This window comes from Paraburkholderia hospita (genome assembly GCF_002902965.1).
Lineage (GTDB): Bacteria > Pseudomonadota > Gammaproteobacteria > Burkholderiales > Burkholderiaceae > Paraburkholderia > Paraburkholderia hospita.
The window spans coordinates 2,971,291-2,997,527 of the sequence record NZ_CP026105.1; the positions used below are offsets into that span (position 1 = coordinate 2,971,291).

Below are 26,237 nucleotides of genomic sequence, written 5' to 3' on the forward strand. Positions count from 1 at the left end.
GTCATGCAGCGAGTTCCCTGCCGCTGCGAAAGGCGTGGGCGTTGCCAATGGAGGCTGCCAGGGCCGATGCCGTCAGCGCCCCGATTCCGGGTATTGTTTTCAGAAGGGAGGCTGGCCGATCTGGCTTTGACGATGACACTTAAGACCAACAGCAGCAGACCGGCGACCTATCGGCGAGGACGAGCTGTATGAGAGTGGAGCGAGGGCCTCGCTCAAGCTGACCTAAGCGTTAGGCTTCGGGGCAGGGAATGTGAGTAGTGGTCTGCGTGCGGCAGCCTCATGGCCGATCACTTGTCCAGGAGTGACGGCGCGAAACGACCGTATCCGCTCCGATACCACCCTTGGAACTGTGGCGACTCGACCGGCAGCATCGGGTCCGATTTATGCCGATCGCATATTCGCTGCGATAAGCGGCCTATCGAGGTCTGTGTCGGACCGGGGTCGGCCAAGGCCCGTCATTCGCAAGTTTCAAATGCTTGCCCGAAACCCGCCGCTCGGTTGAAATTCCACCGACGGCCTAGGATATGGAACAGTGAACCGACTTTAAGATTGATACTGGCAGGCTTTGACTGCAACATCATATATTTGCTTTGCTATTCCTTGGGGGTGTTTTTTTCATTAAATTTGTCTATGTCTATTTCGCCGGACAATAGAAAACGCAAGAACGATTTCTCCTGAAATCGACAACTTTGCGCAATACCAAGAAGAATCAAATATCGTTCTGCTCCAGCCTTTGCAAAGAACCCAGATATTTTTCGTTAGATCGCAAGATGACGTATGGCCCGTTCAGTCATGTTGTTGTTCCATGGAATTCCATCGCCTTCAAGGAAAGTGAACAGCGATTCCCGATATCGTGCGAACCTCTTGCGATACTTCTCTATGAGTTCACACGTCGAATTAACATTGATCGTTTTTTCGAAAACGATCAACGGCTTTCGCGTGCTTTCCAAGTGACGTTTCTTCAAACCATATTTATATACATCATCAAATACTGGTACAAACAAATTGCTCCCTTTAGCAAGAAACTTTTCATACTCCTGGTTGAACGGATTTTTCCAAAGATCTTCATTGATGTCTCTTAGATGCACTAGGCATTTTTGCTGTCGGCAGGCAAAGGTATCGTAGCCGCCATAGAAATCGGAAACCAAAACACCGCAGAACCGTCGTTTCCCGCGTCTGAGTCAGCCAGGATACGGCACGGCGACCGTCTGTGAGGACCCACGCATAAAGATTCGTTCCCAGGATATTGAGTTTCGTTTCGTCAGCTGCACCGCCGGACTTTGGATAAGCTCCCGGCGGTTGCGAAACTGTCGCCAGCCAAACAGTTCCCTGACCAGGGTCCAGACGCTGCCGGTACCGATGCCCACAAGCCGTGCCAGCAGGGCCATGCCGGGGTGCGCGCCGCTGCGCACCTGCTGGTCCTGCTGCACTTCGAGCCGGCGAATCTGCTGGCGGAGCAGCGTGAGCCGCTCACACTCGCGTTCAATCTCGGCGCGCAGGCCTGGCGGCAACTGCTCGCGCTGCCGGGTCCACCAGTGCGTCCAGATCCGGCCACCGACATACCGGACCCGAAGGTTATGCAGCACGAGCAGGGAGCGGATCCAAAAGGGAAGTCTTATAGGTTGGTGTGCGCGGTGCGCTCCTTGCGCAGGCGTTCGAGCTCGCGGTGCAGGCGCCGGTCGTCTTCCGCTCGGGCGTCGAGATGCGTGCAACCACCCATACCCGTCGCTCGCCGGTGAGATAACGCATCAGCATGGGCAGCAGCTTGTCGCTGTCAAGCCGGTCCGTCTTCGCGCGACGGGCACGCCGGTTCACCTCGATACTGGCCGAATCACCACGAGATTGGCAATGGCCTGTTGAGTCAGCCAGCGGTGCAGCCAGAAGCCGTCGCGCCCCGCCTCATAACAGCTGTAGACGGGTGCGTCGGCGCTGAGGTGGCAGCCGTGCCCTGGCGTTCGCGATGGCGGTGAGGACCGCGGTGGTATCGCCTACGGCGACCGTACAGCGGCTGGGCGCGCGCTGACATCACCCAGTGAGAGCTTCCAGCTCTTCTCGCCCAGTTCAAAGGCCATGTACAGCCGGCGGCCTGCCCTCGTATTCTGCCCACGGAGGGCTGTGCGAGACGCGTCCATTTCGCGTGCCCCTTTGGAGAAAACGAGTCTGCGAATCCCGTTTTACTCCGGCGGGCTTACTTACACAGCCCTCCCATAGCATCTCAGAACGGCAACTTAGCGTCAGCCTTCTCAGCCAGAATCACGCGCCGAAAATCTTCCTGAATCCGCTTCAAAGCCGCATCATTGTCGGCCTCAAACCGCATGACAACGACGGGCGTCGTATTAGAAGACCGCGCGAGCCCGAACCCATCCGGATACTCGACGCGCAAGCCGTCAATAGTCACAACCTGATCGGCGTCAGGAAACGTCGCACTCTTCTGCAAACGCGCGATCAGTTCAAAATTCTCGCCTTCCTGAAGCTTCAGCTGCAGTTCCGGCGTGGAATGCGAATTCGGCAGGTCATTGAGCAGCTTGCTCGGATCCTGCACGCGCGCAAGAATTTCCAGCAACCGCGCCCCTGTGTACAGGCCGTCATCGAACCCATACCAGCGGTCCTTAAAGAACACATGGCCGCTCATTTCGCCCGCAAGCGGGGCGCCTGTTTCCCGCAGCTTCGCCTTCACGAGCGAGTGGCCCGTCTTCCACATCAGCGGCTCGCCGCCCTTCTCCTTGATCCACGTCGCCAGATTGCGCGTGCACTTCACGTCGTAGATGATCTGCGCACCCTTGTTGCGCGACAGCACTTCTTCGGCGAACAGCATCAGCTGGCGGTCCGGATAAATGATCTGGCCGTCCTTCGTCACGACGCCCAGGCGATCGCCGTCGCCGTCGAATGCGAAGCCGATCTCGGCGTCCGTTTCCTTCAACGCGCGGATCACGTCCTGAAGGTTTTCCGGGTGCGCCGGGTCCGGGTGGTGATTCGGGAAGTTGCCGTCGATCTCCGTGAACAACTCGACCAGCTCGCAGCCGAGCGCCTTGAACAGGCGCGGTGCGAGACCGCCCGCGACGCCGTTGCCCGTATCGACGACCAGCTTCAGCGGCCGCGCGAGCTTGATGTCGCTCGTGATGCGCTCAAGGTACGCATCGGCGATGTCGTACTCCTGATAAGTGCCGCTGCCGCTTTCGAAGCGGTTTTCGGTGATGCGCTTGTACAGCCCCTGAATCTGCTCGCCGTAGATGGCCGCGCCGCGCAGCACCATCTTGAAGCCGTTGTAGTCGGGCGGATTGTGGCTGCCCGTGACGACGATGCATGAATCAACGCGGCGCTCGCCGCCGTCGAGCTTGAGCGGCACGCTGGCCGCAAAATAACCGACGGGCGTCGGCACCATGCCGACGTTGACCACGTCGACACCCGCCGCGCGCAGGCCGTCCGACAGCGCCTGGATCAGTTCGGGACCGGAGAGCCGGCCGTCGCGCGCGACGACGACGGCCTCGCCGCCCTGTGCGCGCACTTCGCTGCCGAATGCGCGACCGATCGAACGCGCGGTTTCGGCGTCGAGCGTCTTGCCGATCACTCCGCGGATGTCATATGCCTTGAATATGGATTGCGAGATCATGGATTGGCTCACTTACGTGCAATGGAAAATTTGGTTGACACAGCGTGGTCATGGCACTGTGCCTTGCCGGAAGCGGTCCGGATACAACTTATAATTGCGCTTTTCAGCGTCGCCTTACTGGCATCATTCTAATGCTTAGATGCCCCAGTCTCACAAAGTTGCCGCATTGTTCGTTCGGCTGGGCATGCCAATTTGCAGACTACGTGTGCACCTCCCGTGCCCGCAGACAGCAAACGGTCGCCATGCGGATGCCGGCGCTTAAGCGTTTTACGAATCCCGACGTCACGCTCGCTGTCGCAATCCTGGTCAGGCTTGCCCTCGAGCGGTTCACGCAGATCGGCCTCGCGATCGCGATCAGCGGCGTGCTGGCGCGCTACTTCGTCCGACCTGTTCGGCAAGTGGCAATACGCCAATACGCTTTTGCTCGTCCTGCCGCCGATTACATGGGTCTGCGGCGCGGAGATTCTCGTGCCAACCATCGTGCATCGTCAACCCGACCAGCTCGGCACCGTGTTCGGCAGCGCGTTCGCGTTGCGGCTTTCGGTATCGGCTGTCGCGCTGCCGCTGACGTGGGCGGGAATTGCCGCGGGTGTCACCGATCCCCTCGTCGGCCCGATGCTCGCCGGGTTTGCCGTCACGATGCTGTTTCGCGAGCCGCTTGTCGGCGTGATCAACGCGTGGCTGCAGAGCATGACCTACAGCAAGCCGCAATTGCTCATGAGCATGACGACGGCGACCGCGGAAAACTTACTGCATTTTGTGACGCCCCATGGGGCGTTGCAGCAGATGAAGCGCGCGTTGTTCGCGCGGGGGCGTGAGCATAGAGCCGCGCGGCGCATCTGCCGTGCGCGTGAACACGCCCTGGCTGTACGCGAGGCACATCTCAGGCCCCATGCGATTGACATTTAGCCAGCGCACTATTCGCTCACGTCAGGAGCATCGACCTATCCAACCCCTTCTTGGGGGATTTGGGGGCGCTTTCGCCCAAAAAAGTGAAATGCTGCGCAAGGCAGTCGGCATTCACTCTTGCCCGGTTCTCTTCAAGACCTCATTCTTGCCGTGCTTGCTTCCGTGGGGATCGCTCAACCGGAATGGGCATCTCTGCGCGCACCGCTGAATAGCGACTGGGAAATCGCTTGCAGGACGGTCACACGGCGCGAACAAAGCGCTTGACGTCCTCCATGCGATCGATATTTAATCTGCACACCGTTCGCTCACGTCACGAGCATCGACCTATCCAGCCCCTCCTTGGGGGTTTGGGGGTGTTTTTGCCCAAAATTATGTGGGATGCTGATCTAGCCTTCCTAGGTTAGACCAAAGAATGTGATGCTCCCCCGTGGAGTCCGCCCGATCAGCAGCTTTTTCTTCGCCGACCGGACGGGACATCGCGTGCATGTGACTGCACGCGTTTCCAGCTCGCTTCGTATTGTTCACGCCTCTTGGTTCGACAAACCTGGGGCCGAGCGAGCGTGCCATTACCCACTCTTCTTAAGTCCTTACGCCGGCACCGACTGGCTACACGCGGACGGCGCTGAAAATCCATTGAAAACCTCGTATCGCAAGACGCGGGCAACGGATATGGGTTACTTAAAAGAAGGCTTTCCATGCTTCGGGCCGGACTATTGGCCAGCGGACTGATGTTTATAGGCGATTAACCAGTCGCCCGTCGTTTCTTACCCGTTGCGGGAGCCAAGCTCTCCCCGAAGGGTCGTGCTGCTTTTCGCGCGGAATGCACGTTTTCGCGCGCGAGAGCAGCACACGTTACTTCTCCAAGTGCGAAGGGGCCTATCCGAAGGCGTGAGTTGCTTCCCGGTGCGACCGGGATCATCCACATGCCTCCGCTTGCGGGCTTCTTTTGCGTCTTGAAACGGTCGACCTCATCGACCGTTTCGGTCTGCGCCGCCGCTCTAGCGCACATCAATCCTTTCACACACCATCAAGCGCGATCTCGGCGTGACGTGCTCACCCGAGAATCCGCCCACCTCGTGCTCGCCCTCAAGCGAGCCGTCATTGCCCACGTGCTGCATGCACGCGAATGCGGTTGAACATCGAATGCGCCGCCATGCGACGCGCGGTGTTCAACCCGCCCCGGGCTCTCTCTTCCAGCGCGCAGACCTTTCCACCGGTGCCATCCGGGGACCATCAGCTAAACCGCCTCTGCCCATCTCTTTGCACTCCCGCATGCCAGCAGATCAACGTCGCGCCCTCGTTGAACCTGCTCGTTTCACTCACGTGTCTCTTTAGACACGTCGCCATCGCAACCGATGGCAACAGGGTGCCCTCATTCGCGTCCCCGCCCGCGCGTGAGGTCAGGTACAGGCGGAACAACCTAACAACCAGCCACAGGAAAGGAGTTCCATGGGTCGAAGATCAAAAGGCGTGAACCATGCCGCACAGATGAGCCGCGAAGCCGGCGGAAGCAAAGATTCGCAGAAACACCGTCGCTTGCACTGGAGCGAGTTTTCGCGTTTCGCGGCCCGGATTGGTCACACGCTGGAAGCAGTCAACGAAGCGGAAGACTGGATGCTCGAGTTTTTTGTCTGGTTCCTGGTTGCGGGGGCGATGAAGCCTGGCACGCTCGCAAACTATCGGGCGTCGCTCTCCGTGATACAGGATACGGCCGGACAGGATATGTCCCACTCAACCCGCAGCCGGGCTCTCCAGCTTGAGCGACGGGATCGGCATGGCAAGCACCGTGCTCGCACGCCGCAGGAGTTCAGCGAACTGCTCGCCGCGGCACAAAAGCTCGATGACGGTGTCGTGCACGTGATTCGCCTGATGCGTTGGCTGGGACTTCGCATGCGCGAAGCACTCATGTGCGGCAAGTCGCTGGAAACCTGGCGAGAACTGATCCTGCAGGGAAATCGACGTCTGCCCATCGAACGCGGCGCCAAGAACGGGCGTCCGCGTCGTACCGAGGTGCTTGAGGATCACGTCGAGGAAACGCTCGACGCGATCAACGCAGCGCTGGCGTTCTGCCGCAGTCGCGACTTTGAACTTATCACCGGCTGCAACGATGACCTCAAAAGTGCAAAGGCCCGCCTGAAGTCCCGCTTTGACCAATTGCCGATGCGCAAAGAGCTCGGAAGTCACAGCCTGAGATTTACCTATGCAGTCGATTTTGGCAATGCCGCACTCGATCGGGGGATGCCACCCGTTGAGGTACTGACCCAGCTATCGGACCGCCTTGGGCACGGTCCGTCACGCGTGAAGATGATTCTCGAAGTTTACTGCTGGCAGATCCGGCACCGGTTTCCCGAAAAGATGCAGTTACCCAGCGACTTCGTACCATTGGAGAAAACGACCAAAAGAAACCGCTCAATGCCTGCAATGGCCAGCGCGGGCGACCGGGCGCAGCTAGGCAATGGTGCCGAACATAGGCGTCGACGGTCGGCGCGCGGACGCCGCGCCCAGACGAATCACGCGAGGTTTCAGCGTGAACGCAATTTTCAATAATTAGCATTACAAATCGACTAACCACCCACCACGATCCATCTGTCTATAGGAGGTAAACAAGAAGTGTTGGAATCCAGACTCTCAGAGGAAGCTCGCATTGCGCTATCCCGGTACAGCAGCGACAAAGCAGCCCAGACACTGCTGCCGTTATGGCTCCAGTTCGAAGCTTTTTTGCAATCGCGCGGCACGATGCCATCTTCCATCCCTGACATTCCGGAGGAATCGCTTCGCGCGTACGCGACGTCTCTCGACTACCGGGATTGGCACGTCGATGACGCCCTGATCGCCCTGAGCGCCGTCCTTCTCGTGTGCCTGCACGCGGGCTACAACGCCAAGATCTTGCGCTCCATTGTGATCCCGCGCATTCGTCGCCCCGTCCAGAATCGCCAATGGGATGCATTCCGCTCTCGAACGTACCAACCGCTCGAGTACTCGCAACTCGCCCGAAGTCGCAGACGCCGGACCAAGCACGAAGCGTGCGCCAGCGATCCAGCTCGCATCGAAGACTCCGTCACGTAAGAAGCAACGCGCTTAACACATTCGATACCTCCACTAACCACCCTTGCAGGAACGATAATGACTCATCTGATTGTGGCTCACTTTCAAAGCTCGAACAGCGCAGCGCAAGCATCGGCGGCGCAAATCCTTCACGCACAGACGGGAGGTTTGCTCCTGAAACCGGGCCCGCTCGATGGACACGGTGAGCACGTGAACAACAACACACGTCTGACAGAAAGCGAAAATGCGCTTCAGGATCATTACTGCACCATGATGACTTCCCCGCGCGGAGGCATCATCGACGTCCCGACTGAGCATCGGAACGCCATGATCGCGTTTATCCAGTTGAGGCGTCACGTTCTTACCGAACTGAAAACGATCATTGTCTCGGTGTCCCCCGATACCGCGTCACAGCAGGCTGCCGTAGAAACGCTTACCTCGATTTGCGCGGCGGGCGTGGTTCCGGCCTGTATCCGGATTCTCGCTACCGACGTTCCGGCAGACACCCGGCTTGACGACGTCTACCCGCCAGTCCTTGAATATGCCCGTGAAGCCCAAATCACGGTAACGCCCGAGGCTGTGCTCCCGGTGTCAACATCTTTCGCGAAGGCGCAACAATTCAAGATGCCGATCGCCGCTGTCTTGAACCGCGCGGTCGATTTCGAAACGGAGTTGACCTCGGCGCGGGTCAATGGTGCGCCTGAAAAGATCATGCATGCGCTCGCTCATAAGGTAATCGCCCAGCGCGATCTGCTGGGCACTGCTGATGCGTTCAAACGCGTCGCCGACACACTCGGACTACCGTGCATTTCCCAGGACGAGTGGCGTGCCGAATGCGCGCCAACTGCGAACCGTAAGCGCGCGAGGACAGAGGCACTCGATTAAGGGCTTTTAATACGCCTCCGGGTAACGAAGCTGCAAGGCGGATCAACGGCCCACATCCACTCGAGGTCCGTTGATCCGCGCCGTTAATTGGCCTTTAGTCGCCGGCGGCGCCACTTTTTCACCGGGATGCGCGTGAAGCCTCGATATTCATGCCGGGGAGGTAGAGCGCGTCGTGCGAAGCACGATTTCAAACCGGCTTGACTTGCGGCTGCGGCATGATGCTGTATGGGCATACAGTTATTAGTTGTTCCATCCACCACATGGCTCGCGGTACCGTTCCGGTTCGGGTTCTCCGACTGCGCATCGGGGACAAGCACACTTCGGACTTGTCCTTGACCCCGCGAAAGTGCCAAATTCCTCACTCACCCGAAACGCTCGCGGCGCCGACGCCGCGCCGATCGCAAGCGCTGGGCTGCGTCAAACGAACGCACACTGCATCAACAATCCAGCGAACGATCACAGCGCCAAACGAGCCGCCGAGCTTACGAGCACGACGGTGAGCGAGGGAAAATCGACGACCTTTTCGGCGAAAGTCATGGCGATCATGTTGTGGCGGGTTGCGACTACCATTCATTAGCATACCTATCTAGGTCAACAAAGCGTCGATGTGCCACCGCTTCAGTCGCGAATTCAAGGTTGATCCCCTGTGCGCCGGGCCGGATCCAGACCACAGCCCGGCCAGCCTCTCAGGGCGTACCAACCGGCATTTCTCGCCAGTACCGGCCGCAGCATGACACCTTTGTCATCGGTGCGAGGACGCGAGAGAGCGCAAGGCAACCCCAACGTCCTCCAGCGTAACGGTACTTGAGCCGTCACGCAGATACCGAAGCGCAGCAAGATCAAGGATTCGTTTCAATACGGCATCCGTATCCGAGAGAAAACGATCCTGCAGTGCGTTGGCTAAACAGTCAGCGGTGTGGCGGGAGATTGGGAAGGCCTCGCCCGCAATCGTTCTGAATTTCGTACGGACATAGGAGGCGATCCAGGTGTCCCGTCCTTCGGCGCCTCCCACCACGCAGATGCGGCAATTGGAGCAACGCGCCGCTCGCCCGAGCCCTTGCTCTTTTATGGATCCGGCAATCGTGTGTTTCCGGGCACATTGCTGTCCGCGTGCTCCGTGCGCAAGCGTTTCAACACTGCGTTGGCATGCGGCACACAGGGGACACTGGTCACGCTGGCACGTGGGTGCTTCATCACTCGTCATCTCAACTCTCCTGGTTAATGAGTTCAGCGATCGCCTCTTTCCGGAGGACGTTCGCCAAACCAGTCTCCACTCGAAATCGCAAAGTCAAGTCGCGCCGGTGGAGATCGTCAGGGCGCCCATGGAGGTTCACTCAGAAGACTGCGACGTGATGCCCAGGCAAGACGGACTAGGCATGGACGATCGCCTGTGGCCCACCGCCGTCGAATTGAGAGACAAAGTACGCGTCGGGAACCGGCATCGCATTGAAGCGCGATGCTTTGCCTCCTCTCCCCAATCGCGGTGACGGCACAGCAACCGTCCTGTTCGCGGATGATGCGTTGCCGCTCGCCAGGTCCTTTCGTGCGTCATGGACTCACCGCGCCCGCGCGCCGCGCAACCTCGTCAAGCGCACGATGTTCAAGACCCAGCGCGCCGTCACGGCGCCAAACACGCCCGTTGAAATCACGAGCACGGCGGTGAGCGAGGGAATGCCGCCCGCCTGCTCGGCGACGACCACCGCGATGAGCGTCGTGACCGACTTCGGCGCAAGCGACGCAAGCGTTTGATGCGAAGCTCCGAAGAGCTTGGCAATGTCCCCCGCCGAGACGATCGCAGCGAGCGAGCCGGCCACTAGACCGCAGAGGAGCGATAGCGTGCCGCCCTTGAACTTGTCCCACTACCGCCACAGCCGCATCGGAAGCGCAACCGTTGCTGGCCCGAGCAGGACCTGGACGAACCGCGCGCCATCAGAATAGGTGCGATACGGCGTCCTCGTGATCTTCAGCGCGGAAAAGACGATTGTCACCGCGATCAGCACCAAGTTGGCAATCGGATTGTGCTCCGCGCGCGCATACATGCTCAGCGCGACCAGATAGGCGATGACCGTGACAGTGATGCCGAGCAGCGGCGAGGAGGGAAGGCAGAACCAAAATTTGATCGACACGGTGCCGTCAACGCGCCGTGCCTTGCGGGAAGCGGTCCGGATTCAACTTATAATTGCGCTTTTCAGCGACGCTTTACTGGCGCCATTCGAATGCCTAGACGCCCCGCGCTTACAAAGTTGCCGCATCAAACCCTCGGCCGGGCACGCCAGTTTACCGACAATATGCGCCCTTCGTGCCCGCAAACTGCAAACGGACACCATGCGGATACTGGCGCTTAAGCGTTTTACGAATCCCGACGTCACGCGTGCTGTCGCAAACCTTGTGTGGCTTGGCCTGGAGCGCCTCACGCAGATCGGCGTGGCGATCGCGATCAGCGGCGTGCTGGCGCGCTACTTCGGTCCGGACGTGTTCGGCAAATGGCAATACGCCAATACGCTTTTGCTCGTCCTGTCGCCGATCACATGGGTGTGCGGCGCGGAGATTCTCGTGCCGACCATCGTGCATCGTCCGGCTGAACAACTCGGCACCGTCCTCGGCAGCGCGTTCGCGTTACGGCTCGCGGTGTCGGCTGTCGCGCTGTTGCTGACCTGGGCAGGCATTGCGGCGGGCTTCACCGATCCCCTCGTCGGCGCGATGCTCGCCGGGCTGGCCGTCACGATGCTGTTTCGCGAGCCGTTCGTCGGCGTGATCAATTCGTGGCTGCAAAGCATGACCTACAGCAAGCCGCAGTTGCTCACCAGCATGACGACGGCAATCGCCAAGGCCATGCTCGTCTGGCTGCTGGTGCACGCAGCCGCTGCGCCGTCGCGCTTCGGCTGGCTGTGGGCGCTGGAATCGGCCGTGATCGGCGCGGTGCTGGTCGCGTATTACATGCGGCGCCACGGCGGCACGCTCAGCTGGAGCATCGACCCCGCGCTCTTTCGCCACTTCGCGAGGGCGGGCACGGTGTTCTGGCTCGGCCTGATCTGCATGTACCTGTTCCTGAAGCTCGACCGGCTGATGCTGGAGCGCGCCATTTCGTTCGCCGACCTCGGCCGCTATTCGGCCGCGCAACAGCTGAACGAAAACTGGATCACGCTCGCGCTGATGCTGGCGCAAACGCTTGCACCCGCCTTCGTCTACCGTGTGCAGGACGCCACGCAACTGCGCCGCAACATGTGGCGGCTCACGGCGATGACGGCAGTCCTGATGATCGCAGGCGCGTTCGTGCTCGACCTGCTCGCGGGCTTCATTATTCGCCGCGTGTTCGGACCGGATTTCGAAGAGGCCATCGATATCTTCCGCTGGGCCGTGTGGCTGTCCGTGCCCGCCGGCATTGAGGCGATCGGCAACCTGGCCGTCCTCAAATATCAGGCGAAGTTCGTGTTGCTGTCGAAGTGGCTGCTGGCGCTCGCGGTCGCGTGCGTCGTCAATCTGCTGGCGATTCCGCGCTTCGGCGCCTATGGCGCGTTGATCGGACTGGCGTCCGGCTATCTGGCCGCGGCGTCCGTCAATTTTTATTACATCCGTTACAAGCTGCGTCCATGACGTCTTCATCATTCACGCCGCCCGCGGCCGCCGCATCGCTCGACGATGTCGCCGTGCTGATGCCCGCGTACAACGGCCAGGCCGACGTCGAGCGCACACTGGCTTCGTTCAGCGAGGACGCGCGCATCCACGTGCTGATCGTCGACGACGGCAGCACGCCGCCCATCGTCGCGCCCGCGCTGCCGAACATGTCGGTCGAAGTGCTGCGCATGCCGAAAAACGGCGGCATCGAACGCGCGTTGCAAACGGGTATCGAAGCGCTCGCGGCGCGCGGCTTTCGCTACGCCGCGCGCATCGACGCGGGCGACCTTACCGTGCCGCATCGTCTTGCGAAGCAACGCGCGCATCTCGAAGCGCATCCGCACATCGCGGGTCTGGGCATGTGGACACAAGTGGTCTCGCGCGACGGCCAGCCGCTCTTCATGCTGACGCCGCCCAGCGAACCAGGGGCGATTCGCCGCGAGCGCTTCATGCGCGCGTGCTTCGTCCATCCTTCGATGATGCTGCGCATCGACGCCGTGCTCGCCGTCGGCAACTACCGCGAAGCGTACAAGGCAGCCGAAGACCTCGATCTGTTCCTGCGCATGATGGCGCGTTACGACTGCGCGAACCTGCCCGAACTTGGCCTGTACTATGAACTGAACGAAGGCGGCATCAGCGCGACGAAGCGGCGCCGCCAGATCGCGTCCACGCTGCGTTTGCAGACGCACTATTTTAACGTGCTGAACGTTTGCGACTGGCTCGGCCTCGCGAAGAACCTGTTGCACTTCGTCACCCCTTACCAGACGCTTCAGCGCATGAAGAAGCGGCTCTACGCGCCGCGCGCGAGCCATTGACACGTGCTCAATCCCACCCCTATCGCCAGCATGAAGCAACCCATCGAAGCTCCCACCGCGCTACGCGTCGCGCTCGTCTGCAACACCGCGTTCGCGATCTACACATACCGGCAAGGGCTGATACGGGCACTCGTCGCACGCGGCGTCGACGTGACGGTCATCGCACCGCGCGACCGCACCTCGGCGCTGCTCGAACAGATGGGCTGCCGCTGCATCGAGCTGCATGTCGCATCGAAAGGCACGAATCCGCGCGACGATCTGCGCACGATGTGGGTGCTTTACCGGCTGTACCGCACGATCCGTCCGCAGATCGTGTTTCATTACACGATCAAGCCGAATATCTATGGCTCGATTGCGGCGAAACTGGCGGGCGTCGATTCGGTTGCGGTCACGACGGGCCTCGGCTATGTTTTTATCCAGAAGAGCGGCACCGCGCAGATTGCCAAACTTTTGTATCGCTTTGCATTCCGTTTTCCGCGCGAAATATGGTTTCTGAATCAGGACGACGAAGCCGCCTTTCGCGGGCAGAACCTGCTTGCGCATCCTGAACGCGCGCGGCTCCTCCGTGGCGAGGGCGTGGATCTCGAGCAGTTTGCTTTCATGCCTTTGCCGGATCGTAAAAATGGGGATGAAAATAATCAGAGGACATTTTCTTTTGTATTAATCGGCCGCCTGTTGTGGGATAAAGGCGTGGGCGAATACGTCGAAGCCGCAAGGCGGTTGCGCGCGAAGTATCCATATGCGCGTTTTCAGTTGCTCGGCCCCGTCGGCGTCGACAATCCGAGCGCGATTTCGCAGGCCGAAGTCGATGCATGGGTGCGCGAAGGCGTGATCGACTATCTGGGTGAGGCACATGACGTGCGTCCGCTGATCGCCGCTGCCGATTGCGTCGTGCTGCCTTCGTATCGCGAAGGCGTGCCGCGCACGCTGATGGAAGCATCGGCGATCGGACGGCCGATCGTCGCGACCAACGTGCCGGGCTGCCGCGAAGTCGTCGCGGACGGTGTCAACGGCGTGTTATGCGAGGCCCGTAATGTGGACAGCCTCGCGGCGAAGCTCGCGCAGATGCTCGACATGAGCGATGACGAGCGGCGCGCGATGGGCGAGCGCGGCCGTGCGAAAGTCGCGCAGGAGTTTGACGAACGCGGTGTCGTCGAACGGTATAAAACCCTGATTCAGCAGTTGACGGGCATATCACTCTAAGGGAGCTCAGCATGACCACGAAGGGCACGATTCTGGTAACGGGCGGTGCAGGCTTTATCGGTTCGCACACGTGCGTGGAACTGCTCAACAGCGATTACGACGTGGTCGTAATCGACAACCTCGTGAACAGCAAGCGCGAATCGATCGTGCGCGTCGAGCAGATTACTGGCAGGAAGGTCGCGTTTTACGAAGCGGACGTGCGCGACGAAGCGGTCCTCAACGCGATCTTCGACAAACACCCCATCACGGGTGCGATTCACTTCGCCGCGCTAAAGGCAGTGGGCGAATCGGTCGCGAAGCCGCTCGAATACTACCGGAACAACATGGACGGCCTGCTCGTGCTGCTCGACGTGATGCGCGCGCGCAACGTGAAGCAGTTCGTGTTCAGTTCGTCGGCGACCGTGTATGGCGTGCCGAAAAGCTCGCCGATCGACGAATCGTTCCCGCTCTCGGCAACGAATCCGTATGGCCAGAGCAAGCTGATCGCCGAGCAGATCCTGCGCGACCTGGAGATCTCCGATCCGTCGTGGCGCATCGCGACGCTGCGCTACTTCAACCCGGTGGGCGCACATGAAAGCGGCCTGATCGGCGAAGACCCGGGCGGCGTGCCGAACAACCTGATGCCGTATGTCGCGCAGGTCGCCGTCGGCAAGCTCGACAGGCTGCGCGTGTTCGGCGGCGATTACGCTACGCCGGACGGTACGGGCGTGCGCGACTACATTCATGTCGTCGATCTGGCGCGCGGACATATCGCGGCACTCGATGCGCTCGTCAAGCACGACGCGAGCTTCGTCGTCAATCTCGGCACAGGCCAGGGCTATAGCGTGCTTGACGTCGTGAAGGCGTTCGAGAAGGCGTCGGGCAAACCGGTGCCGTACGAGATCGTTGCACGCCGCCCCGGCGACGTCGCGCAGTGCTTCGCGAACCCGGCCAAGGCATCGGACGTGATCGGCTGGAAAGCACAATACGGCATCGAGCGCATGTGCACCGATCACTGGCGCTGGCAGGCGCAGAATCCGCGCGGATTCGAATGATGTCATCAGGCGCAGTGGGATGCGGGGTCGTGCCTGCATCCTGCTGGCTGATGGCTGACCGCTGACGGCTCTTGACTGTCTCTGCGGCGCCCCGTGTGGGATAAGCAGTTACCCGCGAGAAATGACATCCGCGACGAACGTTCGGCGATGCGGGACCGGGAGTTTCCCCGGCCCGCGTGCATAGCGCATCACCGGGTACCAACCGGATGTGCCGGAGCTTTGCAAGCGCCCCGAATGCTAGAGGGGTTGAATAGCTTTACCCGTTGAAAACCGGGAGCGAGTGATCTGATCGCAAGGCCAACGATATGGCGATCATGTTCCGCTCAGGCGAGCCTCTCGTGCAACCAGACGAGCCACCAGCGCCACATGGGCACCTGATAATAAAGCTGGGTGGTTGTGACGGACATACAGGTGGCGATCTCTACATATTTTCCTGCCACCATCCCGAACCTCGATTTCGGAATTTCGTCGCCTTCCCACTGGCACCACCAGCTTTTCGTATCGCTGACGGTGCAGAATGGAAAGCGCTGCTGTTCACCCGGGTCGTCCGCCCTCCAGTACGACACTGAATGCTGATCAACCAGAACCTTATAAGTCATTGGGGTATCGGTCTTTTCGTTGCCGGGGCAAACGCCGCTGACCGCCTTCCCATCGCAAGACAGCATGTAGACGGTCACTTCATTTCCAAACGGCAACCACGCGGCTAATCCGCTGGGGATAAGCCCAATGCCTAAGGCGATCACGAGAGAACCAACAAGTCGATTCATTGTGTAGACGCCTCCGTCCGGATGCCCGGCACCGAACAGACCGAGCCAGTCGCGCCCCACGAATTGAGAGGGATCGTAGCATGAGCGAGAAACCGCACAACCTGCTGGATGTGTGGAAGCGCACGTTCAATCCTGGAGAAGCGTGACGAGAATCCGCAGTATTGGAAGCCGGCTGGATGCGGCGATTGCCATACGCAGGATGGGCCCGCTTCGTGCGAGGAGCCCGGCCTATCGCACTGTCAATCTTTTCAAGCGAGGAAGCGAGGTGGGCCGAAATTCGCGCCTACAAGCAATCTGCCCCTTGTAGTGGCATGCCCACCTATTCGGCAGACGTCCCAAGATCGCTTCATGCGATCGGCTCACCTGACGCCGTGACTCCGATGGCGTCGTCAGTCTTTGTACTGGTCGGGGTGATGAATGACGGGACGTCCGACTAAATTAAGTGTTTTGCGAAAATTGACAATCAAACTTACGGAAAATACATAGCGCACCTCTAATAGACGATATGGGTGCCACCGCCCTTGCCCTATGCCGGCGAACGATGTCACACGAGCAATTCAACCTCCCGAGTCCTGCGTCGAATTGTCGTAACCGACTTGCCGAGCCTCATCCAACGCACGCCAGTCACTGCGTTTTCGACGTCGAGGTTTTTGTTCGTGCGATGGCGGCTCGTCGGTGTTCAGGGTGTTTCTGACCTGTTGCAGCAGGTCAATCGCGGTGCTGAGCACGAATTCGCAATCCTGATCGCATGTAGCATATTGGTCCACGCGGCAAAGCGGGCGGTCCTTTCGTCGCCCCTCCGTCTGCGAAGCGCTCGCCTTCTCATCGCGAGAAACCCGCTCTACGGTAAATCTCGTAGAGAAATCCTTCCAGTATCGAAGCCATTTGGCCTTTGTCCTGGCGTCTTTGGCTCGTTCCACGTGCGCATCGATCAAAACTTCGAATGGGTTGAGGTCCAGGATCATGGCGACAGCAAAACAGAGGTCGTCATCGAATACGCTTGTACCAAGCCGGTATCGGCTGATCGTACCTCGGGTGACTCCGAGGGCCTTCGATGCTGCATAGTCAGATTGCAATCCAAGTTCGACCTTGACCGCGTCGAGGTATTCAACAGTCGTTTGCACGATAGCCCCCTTTTCAAGCCGTTGGTAGCAGTTGTCTTATAGATCAAAAGACCATGACAATCCCGATCGGCGCAACCCCACAACGTGCTTTTCGGATGCTTTTGCGGGATTCTTTAGGCCAACACCCATGGAGACATACTCTGAGTCAGTCTCGCGCGGTCGGAACGCGGGATTCGGGTACTCAACAGCAAGGGACCAAAACATCGCGCGGGCACTCTGCCGGCTGCGATCGAAGAGCGCCCGACAACCTGTCGGTCACGCGATCGTCACCCTCGTGACTGGCAGGCCGATACCGGTTTTTCTCCGGCGTGTTGACGCTCGATCAAAAGTGCAGTCACATCACCCGTCCGCGTTGCGACGCTTACGAGGTTTAACCCCGACCTGTCAGCCTCACGCATTCGATAAGCTTCCATGAGACGGTAAAGTGTGACTCTGGAGATGCCTAACTCATGCGCGGCCTCCCCATATCGCCCGCGATGTCGAAGCAATGCACGCTCAATTGCCTCTCGCTCGGCGCGCTCTCTGACCGAACTCAAAGACGGCAGCGTTTGACCCAAAAGGTAATCTAGCTCAAGGTCCTTTGCGCTAATCAGCCGCCCGTCGGCCATCACTACTGCGCGTCGGATACGATTCCCCAGCTCACGGACATTTCCGGGCCAGGTATGCTTGAACATTGCGTCAAGGGCATCCGGCGCAAAACCCTGTATCCGTCGGCCCGCGACCCTACGGAATTGGGCGAGCTGATGATACGCAAGCAGTTCAATATCGCTACCTCGCTCGCGGAGCGGAGGTTCGACGATGCGCAATACGCAAAGGCGATGATAGAGGTCTTCGCGAAACCTTCCATCGGATATGGCCGCTTCAAGATTAACATGTGTTGCAGAAATAATCCGTACGTCAACATCCACTGCCTCAAACCCTCCGAGGCGCTCGATCTTGCGTTCCTGCAAAAACCGCAAAAGGCTCGCCTGACTGTCTCCCGGGAGGTCGCCGATCTCATCAAGAAATAATGTCCCGTGATTAGCGGCCTCGACGCGGCCTATTTTACGTTGAGTCGCGCCAGTAAACGCACCGCGCTCGTAACCAAACAACTCAGATTGCACAAGATCGCGGGATATAGCACCGCAATTGATAGCAACAAAAGGAGCTTCACGGCGGGCAGAGCGCCGATGAATCGCCACCGCTGTCAATTCTTTTCCAGTCCCTGACTCTCCTGCAATGAAAACAGGAGCGTCTGTCGAACCCATTCGTTTGATAGATCGAAACAAGGTTTGCATCGCTTCGCACGCCCCTATCATCTCGCCTTCAACTTCCTGATGAGCGAAATCCTCGCGTGGTTCAGACGATAGGGCTGCCATTCCGTGTGCATGTCCAACCGCTCTCATGACCCTCTCCGGAACAAGCGGAGTCGTCACGTAATCCGAACAGTAATCGCGCACCAGATGGCGTAGCGTGGCATCGGTAGCTGACCCGATGAAACAATCGCGACCCAACCGATATTCGGCATGGCTATGCACGATTCCAGCGATCGCCTGCGCGCCTTCTATTGCTTTTCTCACGTCCTTACCCGGCCGGACCGGTCTTACATCCCAGCCGCGCTGCTCAAAAAATCCACTTAGATCGGCGTCAGGTTTTGCCGACAAATATATCAATCGCCGCGAGTTCATTTTCGGGCCCTCAACGCATGCCTGTTTTCTCCCGCTCTAGAGAAAGCCGCATATACAGAATTCCTGTTTCATCTGATTGGGGAAATAGCCACCCCACCTTTCATACCCCCGAGATACAATTCGCGCGAGCCGCTGGACGAACCGAATCGATCACAGGAAAGCAGGCTGCGGATTCAGGCGCTCTTAAGCGGATTCCCATTGCGCATTCAATACATCTTCCGGGCGGAGGACGATCCTAAGGTTCGTCTTCAGACCCGTGAAGTCAGAACTCCGGGATCATCCCGAGATCGTCGGTCTGGCTTGCACTTTCACCGGCCTTGACGTATTAGATGTCATTGCCCCTGGCCAGGAAAACGCGATCTCCCCGCGTCCAGTCGCCGTTTGCCGGGTTCTGAAACACCGTCACGAATGTCGGGCCGTTCTTGATCGCAGACACCACGTCGTCGCGCAAATATTCACCGCGTTCATCGACTGCATGACCGTTGTCTATCGCGAGCCTGAAGCGAAAGGATGCGCGTTTTCGTTGAATCGAAACGACTTCATAGATCAGATAATCAGCCCATTTGTCTTCCATCGTTTGCTCCGATAGAAGCCGACGACCGCCGCCACGGCACCAAGTGCATCCCGAGCACCCGCTCGGGAGTCAATTTGTATGTAACATCTACATACATAATCCACATATATGGTGAGTGATTCGCCGGAAGCCGCTTATTCGCCATGCATATGAACGGAATGGTACCCGGACGCGCCATTTACTCCCTTTGTATCGGCATAAACTTGTTGATCCTTAAGGTGCGCAAACCATAACGCACATTTTCTTTCGACAGTGACAAACTCACTCCCGAGGTGCGAGGTGGACGACCGGCCTCTATAGCGTCGCCTTCCAGAATACTCCGGCCAGGAAATGGACTCAGATCATCCTGTAATTGCGCCCGATAGGGCGCGCGTCAGCGATCAACAGCCGATCGTCCCGCACCATCCTGCACGCTTATACGGCACGCTGAAACGTATTAGGCTACACGTTGTGCAAGCCGAAGCGTAAAAACCAGGAACCGACTCTGGCGATGAACCATCCTGGACACATGAGATGGCGGATAAACGGGAACGGGGCCGTGTAGACAATGCGGAGCGCGTAGGCAAAATCCCAAGCATCCGCCCCCAACCAGGCCCTCGAGTTTTGCCAGCAGAAGCCCACGCCCTTGGAGTGCTCGTACTCGAGTCGGGAGTATATGTGTAGTTTTTTGTCAGATTCTGGTTGTCGGTCAGGTAGCCATCAATGATCCTCAGCAACCCAGAAAAGTACTTTCTTACACATTGCCATTCCTCCATGCCGAGCGCTTCATCAAAGTCGGCCAGGTTACGGTTAATCGGTTCGAAACAGGCATTAATCGCAGCACGACTTCCCGGAATAAACCGCAACAGGATGCGTCGCCCATGGGTCGGATTGGACTCGCAGGTAATCAGCCCCGCTCTTTCGAGGCTCTTCAGGGATGTCGTGACACTGCCTGGCGATAGTCACTGCCTGGCGATAGTCCCATCAGTTTTGACAGCCTGCTCGGCGTGACCGGTTGCACTTCGTCGGAATAGGCAACGTCAAGGCATTCCAGGTTGGTAACGTTGAGCCCCAGTTGACTCGCCACAAACTGTCGAAGGCCGCCAGCCTGACGTCCAGCATACGGTGAGCGTTTTTGGAAAAGTCGGCGTTTGACCCGGCAGGTGGGAGTCATGAAGACGAACGTCAGTGGACCGCTGATGAAAAAAATCATGGATCGTCGGGGGAATCTATGGGTGAAATCGATGGATTCAGGCGACGTTGAGGAAACGACATAGCTTTCGGCAGGTGGCATCGAAGAGGCCTTGCTCGCGCTCAGAGCGGTCATCCAGGAGCGGGCCACCGTCTTGCTCGTCGATATACCGTAACACTATCGAGCGCGCGTCCAGCTTCCTGAGTTCGCGGTAAAGCTGCCGCTCTTCAACGAGACGACCACCGAACATCCAGATGAAGTCCCGATGCTGGTGCAGGGTTTTTCGGCTGTAACCGCTGTCCAGAAGATTCAGGAGATACGGTGTGAATACCTTGACGAGATCCTGTCCGAACGGAATGTCCTGTTCCTCAAGGCTCCAGGACTTGGGCCAGTTTTGCAGGTCGGGAACGAGTCGTTCAAGATCGCTTGATCCGGGTGTGACAATGGCGGTATTCCCGACGATTTTTCGCTTGCTAGCCATGCTTTTGACCCGCTTGCTCAATTCCTGTCATCATTTCCCCGGATTCGTTTATGAAGGAGCGCGGCTGTGCGAAAGGACGCATACCATTGAGATTGACGTGCGCCCACGTAAGGGATCCAAACCAGTTTGTTCGTGCTGCAACGAGCGCGGAAGCGGCTACGATACGCTCGGAGAACGTCGCTTCGAGTTCATCCCGATCTGGGGTTTTGCCGTCATTCTGCTGTATTCGATGCGTCGTGTCGATTGCCGTCAGTGCGGCGTAAAGGTTGAGACGGTACCGTGGGCCATCGGCAAGCATACGTTGACGAAGGCATACATGCTGTTTCTGGCCCAGTGGGCTCGTAAGCTGTCGTGGAAAGAAACCGCGCTGAGTTTCCGGACCAGCTGGGAGAAGGTCTTCAATGCCGTGGAATGGGTAGTCGACTGGGGGCTGAATCATCGTGAGCTCGGGACGATTCGCGCTTTCGGCGTTGACGAGATCCAGTATGGCCGAGGGCACCAGTACCTCACGCTCGTCTACCAGATCGAGGCCGGCTGCACGCGACTGCTCTGGGTCGGACAGGAACGTACTCAGGAGAGCTTCGCGAAGTTCTTTGCGATGATCGGCAAGCCGCTGTGCGAGAAGGTCGAATTCGTGTGTTCCGACATGTGGAAGCCCTATCTCGAAATGATTGCGCGCCATTGTCCGAACGCCCTGAACATCCTCGACCGTTTCCACATCGTTGCCAAGATGAACAAAGCGATCGATGAGGTGCGCGCCGATGAGGCCCGGCGCATGACGCGTGATGGCTATGAGCCTGTTCTGAAAAAATCCCGCTGGTGCCTGCTCGCGCGACGCGAGAACCTTACTGGCAAACAACGTGTTCGCCTGCGTGACCTACTCCAGTACAATTTACGTAGCGTACGTGCCTATCTGCTCAAAGAAGAATTCCAGCAACTCTGGGACTACATCTCTCCTGTCTGGGCGGGCAAGTTTCTCGACCAGTGGTGCAAGCAGGTGATGCGCTCACGCATCGAGCCGATGAAGAAGTTTGCCCGGACCGTGCGCTCGCACCGGGAGCTGATCCTCAACTACTTCCGTGCCAGAAAGCAGTTCTCCAGCGGCGTCATCGAGGGGCTGAACAACAAGGCCAAAGTCACCATGAGAAAAGCGTACGGCTTCCGAACCTTCCGATCCACAGAAATCGCGCTCTATCATGCACTTGGCAAGCTTCCTGAGCCTCCATCTACCCACACTTTTTACTGACGAACCAAAATCATAAGCGATGTCAAAACCGGGGGAATCGGGTGCTCCTGGACAAGTTTTGACGATGCCTGCTGACGGCCCATTCGGCATCCGGCATGAAGGCGGCGTGTCTTTGACTCAGCCTTTGGTGGGGAGCTTGAGAACCTGTCGTCCCGATGCGAAGGGAGAAATCCAGGCGGAAGGCCTTCGCAAGAATGAGAGTACCGATGCGGGACACAGGGGCGGCGACGTCCGTCGGAGGGTTGAAGGGCCTGTAATGCGACTGGACCGAATGAGTGTCACTGTCCCTTATCTTCGGTAACGCATCGCAAGCATCGGTCAGTCGATGCTCACGTTCTTGGCACACGTTACGCAAAAGTCAAGGTCATCCGGAAACGCAAGCGCTCCACGCAAAAACACCCCAAAGTCGGATCGGTATCCAACTTTGAGGTGTAGTTTACAGCCCGGCCTGTTGACCTTCGCAGGCGCGGGTCACTATCGATTGATTACGGCGTAACCGAGCAACCCGTCACGCAGGTGTTGTTCGAGTACTGCGCCGCCTTGATGCCCCAGTTCTTGCCGATGATGGTACGGCTGGGGATATTGGCGCCACGGAAACCCTGCGCATTGCTCGTGCCCGACACCGTGTTGTTACGCACGATGTTGGTCGAGTAGTCGGCGCTCGCCGCCACGCCGCCCGTGAGCATCACCGACGAAGTCATGTCAGGTGCGCCATAGCCGTACACAGCCTTGATCGTGTTGTACTCGATCACGTTGTTGCCAGTCGCCTGGGTCGTGTTGTCGTTCTCGATACCCACCGCGCAGTCGGTCACCGTGTTATGGCCGATGTAGCCATTGGTGTGAGCAACGAACACCGGACCATAGTAGCCGCAGCTTGCAAACGTGTTGTAGATGATCTTGTCGCCACTGCCGCCATTGGGCGCGCCGTAGGTCTGGAACATCGACTGGCCGAAGAACTGCTTGAAGCTGTTGCCCGCCAGGAAGAAGTTGCTTACCGGACCGGTTGTTTCAACCGGAATATCCCAATGGCGGTTGTCGTTGTTGTAGTACTGCGGGGCCGCGGTGTTTGCGCCCACGAAATTGCACTCAACGATACTGTCATTCGTATAGGCGTTCTTGTAGTCGCCGATGACGAACATCTGCATGTTGTAGCCCGTGGTCCGCTTCAGGATGGTGCCCTGGCACTGGATGTGGCGGTTGCTCACCCGCACATTGAGCGTGCCATTGATCACGCAGGTGCCGGCAGGAACCAGCACGTCGCCCGCATTGATCGCCTTCTGGAACGCAGCCGTATCATCGGTCGAGCCATTGCACTTTGCGCCATAGGTGATCGGGTTCACCGGATTCACCAGTGCCGGCGGCGTGTATTGGGTAGCCGACGACGTGGTCGTGGTGGACTTCACATAGCACGCCTTGATGTAACCAGTAGCGGGATCAGCCATCGCGCTGTTGTCACACGGCACGCTGCGGGTGTAGGAGCCATTCACTGCGTACATGGCCGATGGCGAGTTCGGAGGCCATGCACCATAGAGCACGCTTTGCGTGCCCGAGAAACTGCAGGTGCCGTGTTCGTCGGCACATTTCGTCCACGTGACGCCGTTGACGGTAACCGAAGCCGGATTGCCCGCTGCATGCGCTGCGGAAAAGAAGGTCAGCGAAAAAAGTAGAAATAAGAAGTACTTAATTTGTCTCATTGATTTCGTTCCAATAGATCTGAAACTCTTTACGGATGAAAAGGAAGAACCCATCGAGCACGCTCGACGCTGATGATGTGAATATCCGCAGGTCGACACCCCCAGATACTTAGCCCCAAGGACCGTCGCATGTTGAGCCAGCCAGGCAGACCCGCCAACCTTACTGAACTTTCAACTTAGTAGTCCTCAACGCGCGTACACAAACACCCCCTCAATGAAGTTCCGTTTAACGAAAAAGCCATGGGTTGCATCAACCGGATGCAGTGCGGGAAAGAGCGACGGCACACACCCGGGCACACTGCTGACAGACAATCAACCTTCTAATTCGACCCTTACATTTAGGCATACTAAAAGATTGATACTGCTTTCTTTTATCTTTCACCTTCGGCTCGCGCGAATGTTCAATCGACGGGGCCGGCATAAGCTCTGGTTTCTCCCGCAGCTAAGCATCCGCTTAGCCATACGATATCGCCAGGTGCCTGATCGGCCCACACAGCGGTCGAACCGCGTACAAGAGAGCGGCAATGCAACAATTACCGAACCCTTTTGAACCTCGAGGTATAATTTGCGTGTGGCTTGAAAGAAACCGAAGTATAAACGTTTCATTGTTGAAACGCTGACGGCAATCATATCGGTTAAGGACTAACCCGAAGATGATTCGCCAACTTGGTCGATACTCACCTATTCGCTCGGGAAAAATAAGGTTTTCGTTCGCGAACCCTAGGTGAATTGGGGAAATCTTTTTTTACAATCTGGGAGGGACGCTTGACAACTTAAGATTCGGCTTTGGAGCGCCTGTTTGCAGACGATCGAACGTTGGTTCCGACCCCGACTGAAATCAATCGCGCGGACAGAGATTTGGACCCCGCCCCGAAGTCCTCGCCAACGAATAAGTATGTCCATTCAAATAGGGATTGTACCGAAAGATCAGACGAAATCCACCCTTCTGGACACGACGTGCCCTCTCGCGGGATCTGGCGACGTTCTTCTGCTCTGTGCACAATCCTCGCCTCGCGCGGTTCTATCGATGAGCGTAAGCAACGCCACGTCCCACCATCGCGCACTCTCGAGAGGTGCACGCGGCTTGAACAGGTCGAGCCGGCCACTTCCCAGGGTTGTGAAAGATCGACAGCCTAATGAAGAGAGTTCCCTGGCGAGCGGTTCGCCTTGCGAATCGAGTTGCCCCTCTTTTCCTTGAGCAATGCGCACGAGTACCGTATGCTTTTTGATTGAGCGCACAGCAAATCGCGTGTCAATGAACAATCGATGTATTTGTACTCCTTATTTCTTGACCAAAAGCGTATCTTCCCTACCCGCAAAGCGATCTGCGATCTAGACAATGCCGCACTGCTTCGATTGCTGATGCCGGTATAAGAGGCAGACGCCAGCGTTCGAGATGGGCTCAGCTATCCGAAACCGGAAAACTCTAAAATTAATTCAAGAGACCTCTTGCGTGCATGATTTCAAAGATAGCCAGGCTCGGGTATCGAAATTCATGAAATAGAGGATTTCCAGAAAGGCTGCCTATTCATCGAACGAATGCTCGATTCAATGTTGTGTGGGGCAGCGAACATTGAATATGGAGACTCCATGACAGATTTATTCGACATCGGCCTGCACGAGGGGCCGACGCCTGTTGCAACAGGTAAGTAAGGACGGGGCAACGACGGAAGGGCATCATGGCACAACCGCGTGCTGTCGATGACGACACGATCAACCTTGTTCACCAGTTCGAAGGCTTGCCCGAGCTCGCCGTTGCAAACATCCATCCTCATCTGGACCCGGTCGGAATATGGACCATAGGCCGGGGACATGCGATTTCTCCCGATGGTCGTTTCGTTCGAGGAAACGCCGGTCTGGATCAAGTCAAAACAATCATCACGTGTTCGTACGTTGACGGACGGCTGCGGCGGCACTGGGGCCGTCAGGACGGTCGCTCTGAGCAAACGCTCAGTCCCTGCGATCTATCCAGCAAAAAGACAATCCGTCCGCGGCATCTTGATCAGTGATCGCCCATGCTCTATGCGTTGACCGTATCGATGTGACAACGGAGGTGACTATGAACCGGTGCTTTGCATGTGACACCCTGGTAGGCATGCCTTCGACAGTCACCCCGCATGCGTCGCTACAGCGGATCCGGGCAGAGGTCGTTGGCCCACCTGCGCACACGGTCACCCGCTATGTCCAATACCGCTGTAACGTTTGCGGCTCATGGATTCATCAGAACACACTGGACGGTTCTCCGGCGGGTCTCTGGTCGGCCGGCGCACCTCAAACCGGTGCTGAAAACAACGCATTCCAGGTGATGCACAACCGGCGCAGGCGTTGATTACAGTAAGCTCACCGAACTGCGGATCGCCCGACACGTTGCTTCGCCTCGGGACGGAACACCTCGCT

Annotated in this window: 16 protein-coding genes and 5 pseudogenes; 10 read left to right on the forward strand and 11 right to left on the reverse strand. The window is 58.1% G+C overall.

Annotated elements, in window-relative coordinates:
• Positions 1-4 precede the first annotated feature (4 nt).
• From C2L64_RS13520 to C2L64_RS13535, 4 genes and pseudogenes are all read right to left on the reverse strand, one after another.
• Positions 5-121: pseudogene (locus C2L64_RS13520) on the reverse strand (transposase); the annotation flags it as partial.
• A 637-nt stretch (positions 122-758) separates the two neighbouring features.
• Positions 759-1,148: an IS66 family transposase gene (locus C2L64_RS56270; RefSeq protein WP_090838638.1), complete on the reverse strand. Its 390-nt coding sequence runs from the start codon at positions 1,146-1,148 to the stop codon at positions 759-761.
• A gap of 138 nt (positions 1,149-1,286) precedes the next feature.
• Positions 1,287-2,132, reverse strand: a pseudogene (locus tag C2L64_RS56580) (IS110 family transposase); the annotation flags it as partial.
• A gap of 83 nt (positions 2,133-2,215) precedes the next feature.
• Positions 2,216-3,610 (reverse strand): phosphomannomutase/phosphoglucomutase, encoded by a 1,395-nt coding sequence (locus C2L64_RS13535; protein WP_090838640.1) that lies wholly within the window; start codon positions 3,608-3,610, stop codon positions 2,216-2,218.
• A 248-nt stretch (positions 3,611-3,858) separates the two neighbouring features.
• Here C2L64_RS13535 and C2L64_RS13540 point away from each other — a divergent pair.
• The 4 genes and pseudogenes from C2L64_RS13540 to C2L64_RS13560 form a co-directional block, all read left to right on the forward strand.
• Positions 3,859-4,363, forward strand: a pseudogene (locus C2L64_RS13540) (hypothetical protein); the annotation flags it as partial.
• A gap of 1,605 nt (positions 4,364-5,968) precedes the next feature.
• Complete coding sequence (locus C2L64_RS13550; RefSeq protein WP_090838642.1) at positions 5,969-7,066, forward strand: integrase domain-containing protein; 1,098 nt, start codon at positions 5,969-5,971, stop codon at positions 7,064-7,066.
• A gap of 63 nt (positions 7,067-7,129) precedes the next feature.
• Positions 7,130-7,585 carry a hypothetical protein gene (locus tag C2L64_RS13555; RefSeq protein WP_090838644.1) on the forward strand — a complete coding sequence of 152 codons (456 nt, stop codon included), beginning with the start codon at positions 7,130-7,132 and terminating at the stop codon, positions 7,583-7,585.
• Positions 7,586-7,642: 57 nt separating this feature from the next.
• The gene (locus tag C2L64_RS13560) at positions 7,643-8,449 is read left to right on the forward strand and encodes a hypothetical protein (RefSeq protein WP_090838646.1); all 807 of its coding nucleotides are present in this window, start codon (positions 7,643-7,645) and stop codon (positions 8,447-8,449) included.
• A 1,586-nt stretch (positions 8,450-10,035) separates the two neighbouring features.
• On the opposite strand, the pseudogene C2L64_RS13570 reads toward C2L64_RS13560, so the two are convergent.
• Positions 10,036-10,575, reverse strand: a pseudogene (locus tag C2L64_RS13570) (LrgB family protein); the annotation flags it as partial.
• Between the two features lie 205 nt (positions 10,576-10,780).
• Here C2L64_RS13570 and C2L64_RS13575 point away from each other — a divergent pair.
• The 4 genes from C2L64_RS13575 to galE are packed head-to-tail and all read left to right on the forward strand — an operon-like array spanning position 10,781 to position 15,116.
• Positions 10,781-12,043, forward strand: coding sequence for an oligosaccharide flippase family protein (locus C2L64_RS13575; RefSeq protein WP_090838662.1), 1,263 nt, complete (start codon positions 10,781-10,783; stop codon positions 12,041-12,043).
• Positions 12,040-12,879, forward strand: a complete 840-nt coding sequence (locus C2L64_RS13580) for a glycosyltransferase (protein WP_090838648.1) — start codon at positions 12,040-12,042, stop codon at positions 12,877-12,879. The genes C2L64_RS13575 and C2L64_RS13580 overlap by 4 nt, the downstream gene beginning before the upstream one ends.
• Positions 12,880-12,909: 30 nt before the next feature.
• A complete protein-coding gene (locus C2L64_RS13585; RefSeq protein ID WP_090838650.1) occupies positions 12,910-14,082 on the forward strand; it encodes a glycosyltransferase family 4 protein in 1,173 nt (390 codons plus the stop codon).
• 11 nt (positions 14,083-14,093) lie between these two features.
• Complete coding sequence (gene galE / locus C2L64_RS13590) at positions 14,094-15,116, forward strand: UDP-glucose 4-epimerase GalE (protein WP_090838652.1); 1,023 nt, start codon at positions 14,094-14,096, stop codon at positions 15,114-15,116.
• 323 nt (positions 15,117-15,439) lie between these two features.
• Here galE and C2L64_RS13595 read toward each other — a convergent pair whose 3' ends face one another.
• From C2L64_RS13595 to C2L64_RS13615, 5 genes and pseudogenes are all read right to left on the reverse strand, one after another.
• Complete coding sequence (locus C2L64_RS13595; protein WP_143055817.1) at positions 15,440-15,883, reverse strand: hypothetical protein; 444 nt, start codon at positions 15,881-15,883, stop codon at positions 15,440-15,442.
• A gap of 557 nt (positions 15,884-16,440) precedes the next feature.
• Positions 16,441-17,007, reverse strand: a complete 567-nt coding sequence (locus C2L64_RS13600; protein WP_143055818.1) for a hypothetical protein — start codon at positions 17,005-17,007, stop codon at positions 16,441-16,443.
• 266 nt (positions 17,008-17,273) lie between these two features.
• A pseudogene (locus C2L64_RS13605) lies at positions 17,274-18,674 on the reverse strand (sigma 54-interacting transcriptional regulator).
• Positions 18,675-18,999: 325 nt separating this feature from the next.
• On the reverse strand, positions 19,000-19,248 hold the full coding sequence (locus C2L64_RS13610; RefSeq protein ID WP_090838658.1) for a hypothetical protein: 249 nt from the start codon (positions 19,246-19,248) through the stop codon (positions 19,000-19,002).
• Positions 19,249-20,477: 1,229 nt separating this feature from the next.
• Complete coding sequence (locus C2L64_RS13615) at positions 20,478-20,900, reverse strand: hypothetical protein (RefSeq protein ID WP_090839364.1); 423 nt, start codon at positions 20,898-20,900, stop codon at positions 20,478-20,480.
• Here C2L64_RS13615 and C2L64_RS13620 point away from each other — a divergent pair.
• On the forward strand, positions 20,899-22,146 hold the full coding sequence (locus C2L64_RS13620; protein WP_090839361.1) for an ISL3 family transposase: 1,248 nt from the start codon (positions 20,899-20,901) through the stop codon (positions 22,144-22,146). The genes C2L64_RS13615 and C2L64_RS13620 overlap by 2 nt on opposite strands.
• A gap of 485 nt (positions 22,147-22,631) precedes the next feature.
• Here the strand turns inward: C2L64_RS13620 and C2L64_RS13630 are convergent, their stop codons facing one another.
• A complete protein-coding gene (locus C2L64_RS13630; RefSeq protein ID WP_103153697.1) occupies positions 22,632-23,840 on the reverse strand; it encodes a hypothetical protein in 1,209 nt (402 codons plus the stop codon).
• Between the two features lie 1,679 nt (positions 23,841-25,519).
• Between C2L64_RS13630 and C2L64_RS53210 the strand changes: the two genes are divergently transcribed.
• On the forward strand, positions 25,520-25,849 hold the full coding sequence (locus C2L64_RS53210) for a lysozyme (RefSeq protein WP_143055849.1): 330 nt from the start codon (positions 25,520-25,522) through the stop codon (positions 25,847-25,849).
• Positions 25,850-26,237 lie beyond the last annotated feature (388 nt).